Genomic DNA, 13,977 nt, shown 5'->3' with positions numbered 1-13,977 from the left:
CTACCCGCCGGCCGGGGCCTGCGTGCCCACCCGGTCCGCCTCGCGGGCGGCCCGCCTGCGCAGGGCGTCCTCGTCGGTGTCCGCGTCGTACGAGATCAGCTTCGGCAGCAGCGCAGCCAGCACCGCCACCGAGGCCACGCAGGCCAGACCGCCGCTCCAGACGGCCGTCCGGGTCCCGGTCCAGCCCGCCATCGTGCCCGCCCGCACCTGGCCGAGCTGCGGACCGACGCTGTACGACAGCACCTCGATGCCCGCCAGCCGGCCCCGCAGTTCCTCGGGGATGGTCTGGTTCCAGATGGTGGCGCGGCCGAGCCCGCTCAGCATGTCGCCCGCACCCGCCACCGCGAGGCACACCAGCACCAGCCAGATCCCCGGCACCACCCCGGCCGCCACGATCGCCAGCCCCCACGCCGTGGCACCGAGGACCACCAGCAGCCCGTGCCGGCGCACCCGCGACACCCAGCCGCTGGTCAGCCCCAGCAGCAGGGATCCCACGGCGCCCGCCGCGTACATCAGGCCCAGTGCCCAGGTCGCGTCGAGCTCGTCCGCGAGGAAGGGGAAGATCGTGTTCGGGAAGGCGAAGAACATCGCCGCCAGGTCCACCGCGTACGTCCCCAGCAGCACCGGCCTGCTCCACGCGTACCGCGCCCCCTCCGCGATGCCGCGCAGCGACGGCCGTTCGGCGTTCTCGACCGGCGGCGCCGGGCTGAGTCGCAGGCACAGGACCACCGAGACGGCGAAGCCCACGACCGTGACCGCGTACGCGGAAGCGGAACCGGCGTACGCGACGACCAGCCCCGCCACCGACGGACCCGCGATCGCGCCGAACTGGTAACGGAGCCCGTTCAGCGCGGCGGCCGCGCTCAGCTGGTCGTGCGGCACGATCCGCGCCATCAGCGAGTCCAGCGCCGGACGCTGGAGCCCGGCCAGGGCCGACACGCCGGCCGCGACCACGTACAGCGGCCACAGCAGCGGATCCGGCAGCAGCGCGTTCACCAGCAGCACCACCGCCAGGACCCCGAGCCCCGCCTCGGTCAGCAGGATCATCCGCCGCCGGTCCACGGCGTCGGCGAGGGCGCCCCCGTACAGCCCGCAGACCACCAGCGGAACCAGCTCCACGGCCCCCATCGCCCCGACCGCCAGCGGCGAGTCCGTCAGGTGCTTGATCTGCAGCGGCAGCGCGATCATCGCCATGAAGGAGCCGAAGTAGGTGACCGTCCCCTGGTAGAACAGCAGCCGGAAATCACGGCTGGACCGCCACGGGGCGAGGTCGGGCAGGACGGCGGTCCATCGGGAAGTGCTCACGACAGGCCATCGTCGGCGCCGCCCGCTTGCTCCGGCAAACGGTTTTCGGCGTGAGGAGGGCCCGCCCGCGGCGGAGCACCGGGGCCGGGCGGCTGCAGCGGACGGCCCGTACGCCCGCCCCGGACGGGCGAACCCACGCCGCCGCGCGTGGCATCCCGGCCCCGCCGTGGCACCCATGGACCATGCCGCAGCCCGTGTCACCCCTGCTCCGCACGGCCGCGTCGTACGCCTGGCGCCTGCTCGTCGTCGGGGCCGCCGTGTACGTGGTCTTCGCCGTGCTCGGCCGTTTCCACGAGATCGCCGTGGCCGTCTTCCTCGGGCTGGTCGTCACCGCTCTGCTCTGGACGCCGACCCGGGGCCTCGCCCGCGCCGTGCCCCGCCCGCTCGCCGTCACTCTCTGCCTGCTCGGCAGCACGGTGCTGCTGCTGGGCGTGCTGACCCTGGTCGGCGAGGCCGTCGCGGGGGAGAGCACGACCCTGGTCAGGGAGTTCCGGGAAGGGCTCGTCAGCATCGAGCGATGGCTGGAACAGCCGCCCTTCCGGCTGAGCCCGCGCGCCCTGTCCGACGTGCAGGCCAAAGCCGCCGAGTACCTGTCCACCCACCGCTCCACCCTGCTCAGCCAGGCCGTCAGCGGAGCCGACCGGCTGGTGCACGTCCTGACCGTCCTGGCCCTCGCCGTCTTCTGCTCCGTCCTCTTCCTGCACGGCGGGGACCGGCAGTGGACCTGGTTCTGCGCCCAGCTGCCGGAATCGGCCCGCGACCGGGTGGCGATCGCCGGCCGCGCGGCCTGGCGCACCTTCACCGCCTACACCCACGGCATCGTGGTGGTCGCGGCGACGAACGCCGTCCTCGTCGGCCTCGCCCTGTGGCTCCTCGGCGTCCCGCTCGCCGTGCCGCTGGCCCTGCTGGAGTTCTTCGCGGCCTTCGTCCCCCTCATCGGATCACCCGTCGCCCTCGCGATCGCCGCCGTCGTGGCGCTGGCCGCCAAGGGTCCGCTCGTCGCGGCCGTGGTGGTCGCGCTGATCGTGGTCATCGGCCAGATCGAGGGTCACCTCCTGCACCCCCTGGTGATGAGCCGCGCCGTCCGGCTCCACCCCCTCGTCGTGGCGATCTCGGTCGTCGCGGGGGCCATCGCCGCCGGGGTGGTCGGGGCCGTGGTCGCCGTACCGCTGGTCTCCGTGACCTGGTCGGTCCACTCGGCCCTGCGCGAGGCCCGCCTCGGATCCCGCCTCATGTCCGGCGACTGACCGGCCGGCCACCTGCCTGCCCGCCCACCCACAGGCGGGCCGCACGGCGGCCCGCCGTTTCCTGCACAATCGCCTGATGAGCGAAGCAGACCCCTACCTGTGGCTGGAAGACGTATCCGGCGAGGCCGCCCTCGCCTGGGTCCGGGAGCGCAACGCCGAGACCGTGGACGCGCTGACCGGTGCGCCCGGGTTCAAGGTGCTCGAACAGGAGATGCGCGAGGTCCTGGACGACGACGGCCGGATCCCCTACGTCATCCGCCGCGGCGGCCACCTCTACAACTTCTGGCAGGACGCCGACCACGTCCGCGGACTGTGGCGGCGGACCACCCTGGAGGAGTACCGCACCGAACGGCCCCGCTGGGAGGTGCTCCTCGACCTCGACGCGCTCGCCGGGGCGGAGGACGAGAAGTGGGCCTGGGCGGGCAGCCGCGTCCTGGCCCCCGAACACCGCCGCGCCCTGGTGCTGCTGTCCCGGGACGGCGCGGACGCCTGCGTGGTGCGCGAGTTCGACCTGACGACCCTGGAGTTCGTCGAGGACGGGTTCACCCTCCCCGAGGCCAAGACCCGGATCGGCTGGATCGACGACGACAGCGTCTGGCTCGGGACGGACTTCGGCCCCGGCTCGATGTCCTCCTCCGGCTACCCGCTCCAGGTCCGCCGCTGGCGGCGCGGCACCCCGCCGCAGGACGCCGAGCTCGTCTACGAGGGCCGGCCGTCGGACCTGTCCGCCTCCGCATGGCACGACGACACCCCCGGCTTCGCCCGCGACTTCGTCCACCGGCAGATCGACTTCTGGAACCAGGAGCTCTTCCTCCTGCCCGAGGACCCGGCCGCCCCGCCCGTCAGGATCGACGTACCGGAGGACGCCTCCGCGTCCGTGCACCGCGAATGGCTGACCGTCAGCGTCAAGTCGCCGTGGCTCGGCCACCCCGCGGGCAGCCTCCTCGCCTTCGAGCTCGACCCCTTCCTCGCGGGGGAGCGCCGGGCCGAGGTGCTGTTCACCCCGGACGAGCGCACCGCGCTCGCCGGATACAGCTGGACCCGCCACCACCTGATCCTCGGCACCCGCGCGGACGTCTCCTCCGCGATGGAGCTGCTCACCCCCGGCCCGGACGGCTGGAGCCGCGCCCCGCTGCCGGGCGTGCCGCCCCTCTCCACCGCCTCCGTCACCTGCACCGACCCGGACGTGGGCGACGAGTACTTCCACCTCGTCACCGGCTTCCTCCAGCCCTCCACCCTCCACCGGGGCACGGCCGGGGAATCCGGCACCGAGCGCGTCAAGCAGGGCCCGGCACTCTTCGACACCGCCGGCCTCTGTGTGCGGCAGCACTTCGCGACCTCCGCGGACGGCACCCGCGTGCCGTACTTCGTCGTCGGCCCCGAGGACCGCCCCGGCCCCGGCCCCACCCTGCTCTACGGGTACGGCGGCTTCGAGGTCTCCATGGTCCCGCAGTACAGCGCGGTCACCGGCCGGGCCTGGCTCGCCCGCGGCGGCACCTACGTGGTCGCCGGCATCCGGGGCGGGCGGGAGTACGGTCCGGCCTGGCACCGGGCGGCGCTCGGTGCGGACCGGGTCCGCGCCTACGAGGACTTCGCCGCCGTCGCCCGCGACCTGATCGCCCGCGACATCACCACCCCGGCCCAACTGGGCATCGAGGGCGGCAGCAACGGCGGCCTGCTCATGGGGGCCATGCTCACCCGCGAACCGGAGCTCTTCGGGGCGGTCGTCGCCCACGTGCCCCTCCTGGACATGCTCCGCTTCCACAAGCTGCTCGCCGGAGCCAGCTGGATCGCCGAGTACGGGGACCCGGACGACCCCGCCGACCGGCCCCACCTGGAGCGGATCTCCCCGTACCACCAGGTCGCGGCCGACGGGCCCGCGTACCCGCCGCTGCTGCTGCTCACCTCCACCCGCGACGACCGGGTCCACCCCGGCCACGCCCGCAAGATGGCCGCGCGGCTGCGGGAGTTCGGGCACCCGGTGCTCTTCCACGAACACCTCGGAGGCGGCCACGCGGGGGCCACCGACCACCGCCAGACCGCCTTCAACGAGGCGCTCGTCCACACCTTCCTCTGGGAGCGCCTGACCCCGCCGGCCTGACCGGGGGCAGGCGGACCGGGGGCGGGCGGGGGCGGGCGGGGGAGCGGCGCGGGGGAGCGCACACTCCCCGCCCGCCCCCGGACGGACATCACCTGGCTGACCGGTGACGACGCCGCCATCGGGCGGCTGTGTCTGCCCCGGATCGACCTGTGCGTCATCGGCAGCGCCTTCCACCTGATGGACCGCACCCGCGTGCTGGACGACCTGGACCCGCTCCTCGGGCACCGGGCCGGGATCGCGACCGTCACCCCCGCTGGACCGGCCCGGAGAACCGGAACCACCCTGGCGGGCCGTGGTCGACGAGGTGCGCGAGCGGTTTCTCGGCCCCGGCGCGCCGCCCGGCGAGCCCCCCCGCGGAGTACTGGGAGACGCTGGGCGATCTGCTCGCGAAGTCGGCGTTCTCCCACGTCGAGACCCACGTCTGGGAGCAGCCGATCCGCTGCACCGCGGAACAACTGGCCGGGCTCCAGCTCTCGTTCCCGTACTCGTGCCCCGCCGTGCTCGGTGCGCGCGCGGACGCCTTCGAGGCCGCGCTGTGCCGGGCGCTGCTGGAGCACGACCCGGGTGACGCCTTCGAGTGGACCCTGCGGGTCGGGGGCCGTCTTCGCCACCAGGCCGCGGCGCTGACCCGGCGCGGTGCGCGGCCGCGGGGCGGGCGGGGCCGTTCAGCCGAGCGGGCCTCCCGCGGGAGCCGAGCCGTCCAGCTCGGCGAGGAGTTCGCGCTCGCGGGCGGCGCTCAGGCCGGCCCGCCGCGGGCGGTCCAGGCCCTGGGCCCGCTCCCACTCCAGCAGGTCCGCCAGCATCTCCGCGCGCGGCCGGTGCCGCAGTCCCGCCGCGTGTGCGGCGGCACCGCTGCGGGCGCAGAAACCGGCCCACTGCGGGTCCGCCATCCACATGGCCATCGACTCGGGCCCCATGAACTGCCCGACGCCCCGGTCCAGCAGCCACTGCGGGTCCGCCTCCGCCACCGCTCCGGTGTGCCCGGCCGCGCGCCGCGACAGCTCCACCCACGTGCCGAAGGGCACGACCGGGCCGACCGCGTTGTAGGTGCCGGTCGTGCCCTCCCCGGCCAGGTCCAGCAGCCAGCCCGCGAGATCGCGCACGTCCACGGCCTGCGTGGGGAGACCGGGAGAGTGCGGCACCAGCATCGGCTGCCCGGCCGGCCGTGCGGCGCGGGCCACCCAGTACCCCGACCGTCCGCTCCCGTCGCCGGGACCGGCGATCAGGCCGGGCCGGGCGATCACGAGCCGGTCACCCACGGCCGCGCGCGACGCCGCCTCACAGGCCACCTTGGCCTCGCCGTACTCCTCCCGTTCCACCCGGCCGGTGGCGGCCGGGGCCAGCAGCGGCGCCGACTCGTCGGCCCCGACCGTGCCGTGGTCGGCGTAGGCGCTGATGGAGGAGACGTACGTCCAGTGCCGGGCCCGGTCGGCGAGCCGCGTGAGCGCGTCCAGCACGAAGTCCGGCTGCCAGGACACCTCCACCACGGCGTCCCAGTCCCGGCCGAGCAGGTCCGCGTAGGCGGACGACTCGCCCCGGTCGGCCGCCACCAGCCGTGCCCCTGCGGCGACTTCGCCGCTCTCGCCGCGCGCCAGACAGGTCACGTCGTGCCCGCGGCGCAGGGCCTGCCGGGTGATCTCACGGCCCAGCCATGCCGTCCCGCCCAGTATCAGAAGATCCATACCGCCACCCCAGCACATCCCGGCGGCGCCCGGGACCCCCTTCGCGCTCGGCGAAGGAGCCCGGCGCGGAGGGTTCCGGCGCCGGTTCAGAGGTCGCGCCGCATGCAGACCCGCGGCCACCGGTCCAGACCGTGGGCCGCCTCGCGCGCGCGGATCCTCCGCAGGCCGGGGGTGAGCTCGTGCTCCTCCACGAGGCGGAAGCCGCAGCGCGTGTAGTAGGGGGCGTTCCACGGCACCTCGGCGAACGTGGTCAGCGTCAGCGCGGCCGCCCCTTCGCCCACGGCGTACCGCGCGAGGTGTTCCAGCAGGGACCGGCCGATGCCCCGGCGGGCGTGGTCCGGGTGGACGGACACCTGCTCGACGTGGAGGCTGCCTTCCTCGACGCGTTCGGCGAGGAGGTAGGCGACCGGGGTGTCGGCGGCGTCGACCGCGGTCCAGGCCAGCCCCGCGGCCCGGTGGGCGGCGAGCTCGGCCGTCGTGGGCGGCTCGTCGTCGGCGATCTCCGGCATCCCGACCTCCCGGAAGCAGAGCCCGGCGGCTCTCTCGATGTCCTGGAGGGCCGTCAGTTCGTCCTGGCGCACGGGCCGTATGGGTCGTACAGGCCGTATGGGTCGTACGGGTCGTATGGGCATGCGGGCATTGTGCTTGCCCGGCCCCGGGGCGGCACCCGGGATTCCGCGCTGCGGGCGTCGGCGTCGGCGTCGGCGGAGTGCTCCGTACGAGTTCTCTTCCGGTGCCCGTTCGGACGCAGGGCCGAGTGCATGATCATCGGGTTGGCCCTCCATCGGTTTGATACGGCTATGCCACGAATGCGACGGACACGACCGACCACGGCGTGGGGCGCCGTGGCTGCGGTGACGGGGACCATGCTGGTCGTCGCCGCAGCCCCGGGCCGGGCGCCCGGAGGGGACAGCGCGGACCCGACCGCCACCGACCGGCCGCGGGAGGCGGCGGTCACCCTGCTGGTGGGGCGGGTCCTGGACGAAGGCCCCGCCGCGGCGTCGGGGCCCTGCGCGGCCCGGGTGTTCCGCCCCGGACTGTGCAGCGGCTGGCAGGAGCGGCGCGTACGGGCCACCGCGGGCGGCGCGGGCTCCGTACTCCGGGAGCCCACGCTCGACCGCACGGCGCATCCCGCGCGGGCCGGCGAACCGCCCACCGACCCCGGCGGCCCGCTGGAGATCGCCCTCGCGCAGCCGGGCCGGATCACCGACGTCACCGTCCAGGACGGGCGCGGCCGCCGGCTGGCCGGAGCCCTCGGCGCCGACGGCGAACGCTGGGCCAACAGCGAGCCGCTGCGGGCCGGGGAGACCTACACGGTGCAGGTCGGCGCCCAGGACGCGGCCGGCACGCCGGTCGGCGTGACCATGGCCTTCCGGACCACGCCGCCCGCCGACGGGGGCCGGCTCACCGTCGAGTTCGGGCCCGGTCCCGGCACCTACGGCGCGGGGGAGATCGTGACGGCCGAGCTGAGCCGGCCGGTGCCCGCCGCCGACCCGGTCGCCCGGGCCCGGCTGGAACAGGCGCTGGAGGTGTCCTCCGAGCCCCACGTCGAGGGCGCCTGGCACTGGGTCGACGCGTCGACCCTGCACTTCCGGCCGCGCACCTACTGGCCCGCCCACACCCGGGTCCGCGTGCGCAGCGGCCTGGACGGCGTCGAGTTCGGCGAGCACGGATACGGCGGCCCCTCCGAGGACCTGCGCTTCACCATCGGGGACCGGATCGAGGCCGTCACCGACTCCGCCACGCACCGGATGACCGTACGCCGCAACGGCCGGGTGATCAGGACCATTCCCGTCACCACCGGCAAGGCAGGCTTCCGCACCCGCAGCGGCATCAAGGTCGTGCTGCGCAAGGAGCAGAAGGTCCGCATGCGCGGGGACAGCGTCGGCATCGCGCGCGGCACCAAGGAGTTCTACGACCTGCCCGTCTCCTACGCGACCCGCGTGACGTGGAGCGGCGAGTACATCCACGCGGCGCCCTGGTCGGTCGAGGCGCAGGGCGAGGAGAACGTCAGCCACGGCTGCACGGGCATGAGCACCGAGAACGCCGCCTGGTTCTTCGACACGGTCCGCGAGGGCGACATCGTGGAGGTGGTCAACAGCGGCGGGGAGCCGATGGCCCCCTTCGACAACGGCTTCGGCGACTGGAACGTGGACTGGCGGTCCTGGCTGGCCGGCAGCGCCCTGACGGACGTCGACACCGCACCCGCGCAGACCCCGCTCACCCCGACCCGGCTGCACCCCACCACCTGAGCCCCGCCCTGTCCTACGATCAACTCATGATCAAGGGAGTGATGTTCGACTTCTCCGGCACGCTGCTGCGCATCGAGTCGACCGAGGAGTGGCTCCGGGCCACCCTGGAACGGACCGGAGTGCGGCTGTCCGACGCCGAGTTCGCGGACGCGGTGCGGCGCCTCACGGAGTACGGAGCCCTCCCGGGCGGGCCCGCGCCGGTGCGGGTGCCCCCACACCTGGCGGCCGCGTGGGCCGAGCGCGACGTGAGCGCGGCCCTCCACCGCGCCGCCTACGGGGGCCTGGCCGAGGCGGCGGGCCTGCCCGCGCCCGGCCTGGTGCAGCCGCTGTACGAGCGCCACATGAGCCCCGAGGCCTGGCAGCCGTACCCGGACACCGGGCCGACACTGCGCGCCCTGCGCCGGCGGGGCGTACCGGTGGCCGTCGTGAGCAACATCGGCTGGGACCTGCGGCCGGTCTTCCGCGCGCACGGACTGGACGAGCTGGTGGACGCGTACGTGCTGTCCTTCGAGCTGGGCACGCAGAAGCCCGACCCGCGGATGTTCCGCGCCGCCTGCGACCGGCTGGGCCTGCCGCCGGCCGAGGTGCTGATGGTCGGCGACGACCGCACCGCGGACGGCGCGGCCCGCGAGCTGGGCTGCCCCGTCCACTTCGTCGACCACCTCCCGGTCACCCACCGCCCGACCGCCCTGACCCCCCTCCTGAACCTGCTCCCCGAGTAGCCACAGGCCGGCCCGCCGCGCCGGTCTGGCAGGATCGGCCCGACCGCAGAGGGCGGGCGCGAAGGGTTGGGTGCACAGGTGGATGGCATGGTCTGGCTGCCGTACGACGAGCACCGTCTCGCCACCGTCGGGGTGCGGGGCCGCGCGGCCCGCGTCCTCGTCGAGCAGGGGCTGCCGGCGGATTGCCACCGCATGTTCGTCCGTGACCGGGACAGGGAGCTCGCTGTCCGCGAGCTGCCCGCCGGGCGGGCGGTGTTCCTCGGCGCGTTCGACGACGGCGTCAACACCTACTGGCTGCTGACCGGCAGTGGCGAGGTGTGGATGGTCAGGGGGTACGACGCCGCGGAGGAGCAGTACGGGCTGGTCAGCACATCGGTGGACCACCTCGTCGAGGTGCTGCGGATCTGGGAGGGGTTCCTCCACTCCGGCAGGAGCGACGAGGACGACGACTACGAGGACTGGGCGGCGGGCGTCATCGAGCGGGCCCGACGGGCGGATCCGCCGGTCTTCACCGACGAGGACTCGTGGTGGTCGCGCGTGTTCGAAGAAGTCGAGCTGGGCGTGCTCGGGCCCGTGCAGGCCGACGGGAGCGCCGGGGGCCGGGGTGTGTCCTGAGGATCTTGCCCTCGGCATGTCAGGGTGGTCGTCCCGACTGCCCGTGCTGCAAAGCCCCGCGCTGCCCGCGGTCTTCGGCCTCAGCTCGCCGGCCCGAGCTCCTCCGGGAGGGCGGCCACCACGAGGGCGACGGCTTCCTCCGGCGTCTCGGTGCGCGCAACCAGCCCGCCTTTGTTCCGCACCCCGTACAGCCCCTCGTCGTACGGGCGGATGCCGTACCCGACCCGCGCCTTCCAGACCTCCTCGACACTGGTGGAGAACCAGAGGTCGAAGTGACTGTTGACCGGCATCAGCCGGCGGAGCACCGGTTGGGCGTACGCCGCCGCCAGCAGCGCGTGGGGGCGTGGGTGCCGGTCGTCCGGCGGGATGTGGATGCGGTCGAGCTTGGCGCACCACGTCAACTCGACCTCACCGAACGGCTCCCGCTCGTGGTCGAGGGCCCAGGGCCTGAAGCGGATGAACGGGGTGCGCGCTCTGGTCTCCTCGAGGCCCGCGCCGCCCGTCCACGCCGCTGTCGCTCTGACCGCTTCGGCCAGGTCTGCGGTCCACCCACAGGCCAGACGTGTGCCCTTGTCCAGGAGGTTCACCTGGAAAGTCCGACGCCCATCTCCGGGCGGATACACCAGCACGCGCCGACCGCTCCTCGCGTTGACGTACTCAGCGAGGCGACCCCATTTCCTGTCCGACTCGGGCAGGCCAAGCCCGAGTCCCTCGGCCGTACGCCCCAGCGCAGCCCGGAGGGCTCCGTCATCGTCCCAGCCACCCTCGCCAAGCCCCGCCCCGAAGTTCATCGCACCAGTGTGGCCGAATCGCTCCGGCCTGACGACCGCCGAGATCCACCTCGCGGCGGACAGCCGCTGCCGCCCGCTGTGCTTTGTCCTCACCCCGGGGCAGACCAACGACGTACCCGCCCCGCCTGTCCGCGAGCACCCGAGCGGGCGCAGAAGCGCCCTGGGGTCTGGCCGGGCGGTCTCCGTAACGCGGTCGACGGGCCTGGCCGCCGCAGCAGTCGTCATCCGGCTTCGGACATGATCGACCCGCCAGCTCCTAGTCGGGCTGGAGGACGGAGAGGACGTTGCCGGCGGGGTCCTTGAACCAGGCGATCGCCGGGCCCCCGTCCCCGCGGGCGATGCCCTTCGCGTCCTGGCCGAAACCCTCGTATCGCTCGAAGACCACCCCGCGGGCCGCCAGGCCGTCTACGGCTTCGTCGACGTCGGGGACGGGGAAGTTCAGCACGGTGAACGTGGCGGGGGAGTGGCCCTCCTTCGGGTAGAGGAGGACGGTGGTGCCGCCCTGGAGGTTCAGGACCAGCATTCCGTTCTCCTCGGAGACCCGCAGGCCCAGGATCGAGCTGTAGAAGTCCCGCACGTTCTCGATCGAGTCCACCGAGAATCCGCTGAACGCCTCGCTGGCTCCCAGCATGGTGTGTCGCTCCCTCCGTCCGCCCGGCGCGCCCGGTGCGGCCGCACGCGGCCCTGCACGGTCCATGGTCCCCCCGATCCGGGAGGGGCGCACGGCGCGGCCGCCGGCGCCGGTGGGCCGGATCACACGGGGCGGCGGCGGGGGCGTGACATCGCTCACGACCGGCCAGGCCGACGATTGCGACGTCGCACGTCAGGCGCCTCCGAAAGGGACAAATCTCCTCATTCCCGGCAATCAAGTCGACTCGTTTCATTTGTCGCTTGACGGTGTGTCAGGGCAAGACACGCGATACATAATCGGCCCCGGTCGTCTCCGGAAGCAGTGGAGCCGAGGGGTGCCGACCGACCTCCCCTCGGCGGAACCCCGCACCGGACCGATCCTCAAGGCCTTGTCGATGCCCCTGCCCAGCCGCACCCGCCTCGCGGCCCTGTTCGTCGCGCTGACCGTCGGCGCCCTGGGCGTGACGACCTGGGCCTCCGGACACGGCAGCGCGCAGCCGCAGGTCGCTCCCGAAGCCGCGGTCCGCCCCAGCGTCACCGAGGGCTCCGTCGTCCAGCTCGTCGCCCACCCCGACGACGACCTGTTCTTCATGAACCCCGACCTCAGCCGCTCCATAGCCACCGGCGTCAAGGTCACCACCGTCTACCTCACGTCCGGCGAGTCCGACGGCAGGAACGAGGCCCACAGCCCGCACCTGGAGGACCCCGCGGCCCCCGCCGACCGCGCCGCCTACGCGGAAGCCCGCCAGAACGGCATACGCGCCGCCTACGCCGAGATGGCCACCGGCAGCCGGACCAGCGCCTGGCGGCGAGCGGCCGTCCCCACCGCCGGCGGCGGGAGCGCCGAGGTCGACGTCCTCCTGGCCCGGCCCGAGGTCAACCTGGTGTGGATGCAGCTGCGCGAGGCCCGCAGCATCTCCGGCGACAACCCCGACAGCCTGCGCGGCCTATGGGACGCCAAGGTCCCCGCGCTCGGCTCCCAGCTGACCTCCGGGACACCGGTCCGGGCCCCGTTCTCGTACACCAAGGACCAGGCCGTGGACGCGATAGCGGGCGTCCTCGAGCGCTACCGGCCGACCACCGTACGGACGCAGGACCCGACCCCCGGCCGGGCCGAGGGCGGCGGCGCCTTCCACGACCACCAGGACCACATGTACGGCGCCCGCTTCGTGCAGGCGGCCACCGAGCGCTACGCCCGCTCCGCCGGGCGGCCCCACTTCACCGTCCAGAACTATGTGAGCTACCCCAACAGCGCCCTGCCGCCGGTCCTCGACCCGCGGACGGCCGAGGAGAAGCTCGGCTACCTCAAGACCTACGCCTGGACGGACCGCGAGGACTGGTGCGGCAGCCCGGCCGGCTGCGGCGACCGCAAGACCGCGACCCGGCCCACCGGAGCCGGCTGGAACCGGGCCATCCGCTACAGCCGGGGCGAAGGCACCACCTGGATGACCGAGGGCGTCCCCGGCCGGCTGTGGGCCTTCGCCGTCCTGGACGGCCGGATGGCGTACTGGTCGCGCAGCGGCCCCCGGGGCTCCTGGGAGGGCCCGAACCTCCTGCCCGGCACCGGCATGGACACCGGCGCGACGGCGGCCCGGCTCCCCGACGGCAGGATCGCCGTGTTCGGCACCCGCACCACCCTCGGCGCCACGCCCCAGGCGTACGGCCGCACCGTCGTCTACGCCGTCCAGGCCGCGCCCGGCGGAGCCTTCGGGCCCTGGCAGTCGCTCGGCACCCCGGACACCGCGGACATCTCCGGGACCTCCGCCATCAGCGCCCCGGCCGTCTCCGTCGACGCCGACGGCCGGATGACCGCGTACGTACGCGATTCGCGGCGCACCCTGCGCCTGCGCACCCAGACCTCCCCGGGAGGGACCTTCGGCGCCTGGCAGTCCCTCGGCGGCAAGGGCCTCCAGGGCGACCCGGTCACCGCGACCGACGCCGCCGGGCGCACCCACGTGTACGCGGCCACGGCCACGTCGGTCCTCGCCTGGACCCGGCCCGCCCCCGGCGCCCCGCTCGGCGGGCCGTTCCCGACCGGGCTGCCCACCGGCACCGGTCCGCTCTCCGCCGCCCCGGAGGGCGGGGGCGTCCGGCTGTACTTCCGGCTCCCCGGCACCGGGACCGTCGCCACCACCCTGGCCACGTCGGACGCACCGGCGCCGCGGTTCTCCCCGGTCACCGAAGCGGGCGGAGCGGGCGGCTACGGCGGTGTCGGCGCCGCGGGCCCCCTGCTCGCCGGCCGGGCCGGAGCCGGCACGGTCGGCGTCACGACCACGGCACCGGCCACGGCGGCGGGGTCGGGGTCGGCGTCGGCCGGCGCGCCGGTCTGGCGCGAGTCCCAGATGCTCTTCACCGGCTCGCCCGCCGCGGTGGCCGAGCCGGACGGCACGGCGGTCGCCGCGGCGCTCGGCCTGGACGCGGGCCTGCACGTCCTGTCCGCCCCCTCGCCGGGATCCGAGCCGGTGAACAGCCGCCCGCCCCTCCCGTGGCACCGCGCGGTCACGGCCAGGACGACCGCGCAGGCCGCGGCACCGGACACGGCCGCCGCGGCGGAGCACCGCCCGTAGACCCGGACCGTCCCGCCCCCCCCGCTGCCCTCCCCGCCCGCCGCTGCCCGTCCCTCCGGTGGCAG

Annotated in this window: 11 protein-coding genes and 1 pseudogene; 7 read left to right on the top strand and 5 right to left on the bottom strand. The window is 74.6% G+C overall.

Annotation, left to right across the window (positions count from 1 at the left end; translation table 11 throughout):
- The gene (locus ACPU2J_RS03105; protein WP_361602628.1) at positions 1 to 1,305 is read right to left on the bottom strand and encodes an MFS transporter; all 1,305 of its coding nucleotides are present in this window, start codon (positions 1,303 to 1,305) and stop codon (positions 1 to 3) included.
- Between the two features lie 182 nt (positions 1,306 to 1,487).
- On the opposite strand from ACPU2J_RS03105, the gene ACPU2J_RS03100 reads away from it, so the two are divergent.
- Positions 1,488 to 2,552, top strand: coding sequence for an AI-2E family transporter (locus ACPU2J_RS03100; protein WP_420081831.1), 1,065 nt, complete (start codon positions 1,488 to 1,490; stop codon positions 2,550 to 2,552).
- 76 nt (positions 2,553 to 2,628) lie between these two features.
- A complete protein-coding gene (locus tag ACPU2J_RS03095; protein WP_423832692.1) occupies positions 2,629 to 4,653 on the top strand; it encodes a prolyl oligopeptidase family serine peptidase in 2,025 nt (674 codons plus the stop codon).
- Between the two features lie 665 nt (positions 4,654 to 5,318).
- Here the strand turns inward: ACPU2J_RS03095 and ACPU2J_RS03090 are convergent.
- Positions 5,319 to 6,335 (bottom strand): NAD-dependent epimerase/dehydratase family protein, encoded by a 1,017-nt coding sequence (locus ACPU2J_RS03090; RefSeq protein WP_423832691.1) that lies wholly within the window; start codon positions 6,333 to 6,335, stop codon positions 5,319 to 5,321.
- 86 nt (positions 6,336 to 6,421) lie between these two features.
- Positions 6,422 to 6,916, bottom strand: coding sequence for a GNAT family N-acetyltransferase (locus ACPU2J_RS03085; RefSeq protein WP_420081834.1), 495 nt, complete (start codon positions 6,914 to 6,916; stop codon positions 6,422 to 6,424).
- A 264-nt stretch (positions 6,917 to 7,180) separates the two neighbouring features.
- On the opposite strand from ACPU2J_RS03085, the gene ACPU2J_RS03080 reads away from it, so the two are divergent.
- The 3 genes from ACPU2J_RS03080 (at position 7,181) to ACPU2J_RS03070 (ending at position 9,924) form a co-directional block, all read left to right on the top strand.
- Positions 7,181 to 8,587 (top strand): L,D-transpeptidase, encoded by a 1,407-nt coding sequence (locus ACPU2J_RS03080; RefSeq protein WP_423832690.1) that lies wholly within the window; start codon positions 7,181 to 7,183, stop codon positions 8,585 to 8,587.
- A 26-nt stretch (positions 8,588 to 8,613) separates the two neighbouring features.
- Positions 8,614 to 9,309: an HAD family hydrolase gene (locus ACPU2J_RS03075; protein ID WP_361606841.1), complete on the top strand. Its 696-nt coding sequence runs from the start codon at positions 8,614 to 8,616 to the stop codon at positions 9,307 to 9,309.
- Positions 9,310 to 9,396: 87 nt separating this feature from the next.
- Positions 9,397 to 9,924, top strand: coding sequence for an SUKH-4 family immunity protein (locus tag ACPU2J_RS03070; protein ID WP_423832689.1), 528 nt, complete (start codon positions 9,397 to 9,399; stop codon positions 9,922 to 9,924).
- Positions 9,925 to 10,004: 80 nt separating this feature from the next.
- Here ACPU2J_RS03070 and ACPU2J_RS03065 read toward each other — a convergent pair whose 3' ends face one another.
- Positions 10,005 to 10,511: a DUF6193 family natural product biosynthesis protein gene (locus ACPU2J_RS03065; RefSeq protein WP_423832688.1), complete on the bottom strand. Its 507-nt coding sequence runs from the start codon at positions 10,509 to 10,511 to the stop codon at positions 10,005 to 10,007.
- 220 nt (positions 10,512 to 10,731) lie between these two features.
- Between ACPU2J_RS03065 and ACPU2J_RS03060 the strand changes: the two are divergent.
- Positions 10,732 to 10,833 (top strand): annotated as a pseudogene (locus ACPU2J_RS03060) (IS5/IS1182 family transposase); the annotation flags it as partial.
- Positions 10,834 to 10,971: 138 nt separating this feature from the next.
- Here the strand turns inward: ACPU2J_RS03060 and ACPU2J_RS03055 are convergent.
- Positions 10,972 to 11,346, bottom strand: coding sequence for a VOC family protein (locus ACPU2J_RS03055; protein WP_420081837.1), 375 nt, complete (start codon positions 11,344 to 11,346; stop codon positions 10,972 to 10,974).
- Between the two features lie 334 nt (positions 11,347 to 11,680).
- Between ACPU2J_RS03055 and ACPU2J_RS03050 the strand changes: the two genes are divergently transcribed.
- On the top strand, positions 11,681 to 13,912 hold the full coding sequence (locus ACPU2J_RS03050) for a PIG-L family deacetylase (protein WP_420081838.1): 2,232 nt from the start codon (positions 11,681 to 11,683) through the stop codon (positions 13,910 to 13,912).
- The last annotated feature ends 65 nt before the right edge of the window (positions 13,913 to 13,977 follow it).

Source organism: Streptomyces manipurensis (genome assembly GCF_049570255.1).
Taxonomy (GTDB): domain Bacteria; phylum Actinomycetota; class Actinomycetes; order Streptomycetales; family Streptomycetaceae; genus Streptomyces; species Streptomyces manipurensis.
The sequence above is the reverse complement of the archived record's forward strand: the minus strand, read 5'-3'. Positions and strand labels throughout refer to the sequence as shown.

Bases quoted from the DNA above. Each gene is read 5' to 3' on its own strand.
- ACPU2J_RS03100 (WP_420081831.1), top strand. From the start codon at position 1,488: ATGCCGCAGCCCGTGTCACCCCTGCTCCGCACGGCCGCGTCGTACGCC.
- ACPU2J_RS03095 (WP_423832692.1), top strand. From the start codon at position 2,629: ATGAGCGAAGCAGACCCCTACCTGTGGCTGGAAGACGTATCCGGCGAG.
- ACPU2J_RS03090 (WP_423832691.1), bottom strand. From the start codon at position 6,335: ATGGATCTTCTGATACTGGGCGGGACGGCATGGCTGGGCCGTGAGATC.
- ACPU2J_RS03075 (WP_361606841.1), top strand. From the start codon at position 8,614: ATGATCAAGGGAGTGATGTTCGACTTCTCCGGCACGCTGCTGCGCATC.
- ACPU2J_RS03070 (WP_423832689.1), top strand. From the start codon at position 9,397: ATGGTCTGGCTGCCGTACGACGAGCACCGTCTCGCCACCGTCGGGGTG.
- ACPU2J_RS03055 (WP_420081837.1), bottom strand. From the start codon at position 11,346: ATGCTGGGAGCCAGCGAGGCGTTCAGCGGATTCTCGGTGGACTCGATC.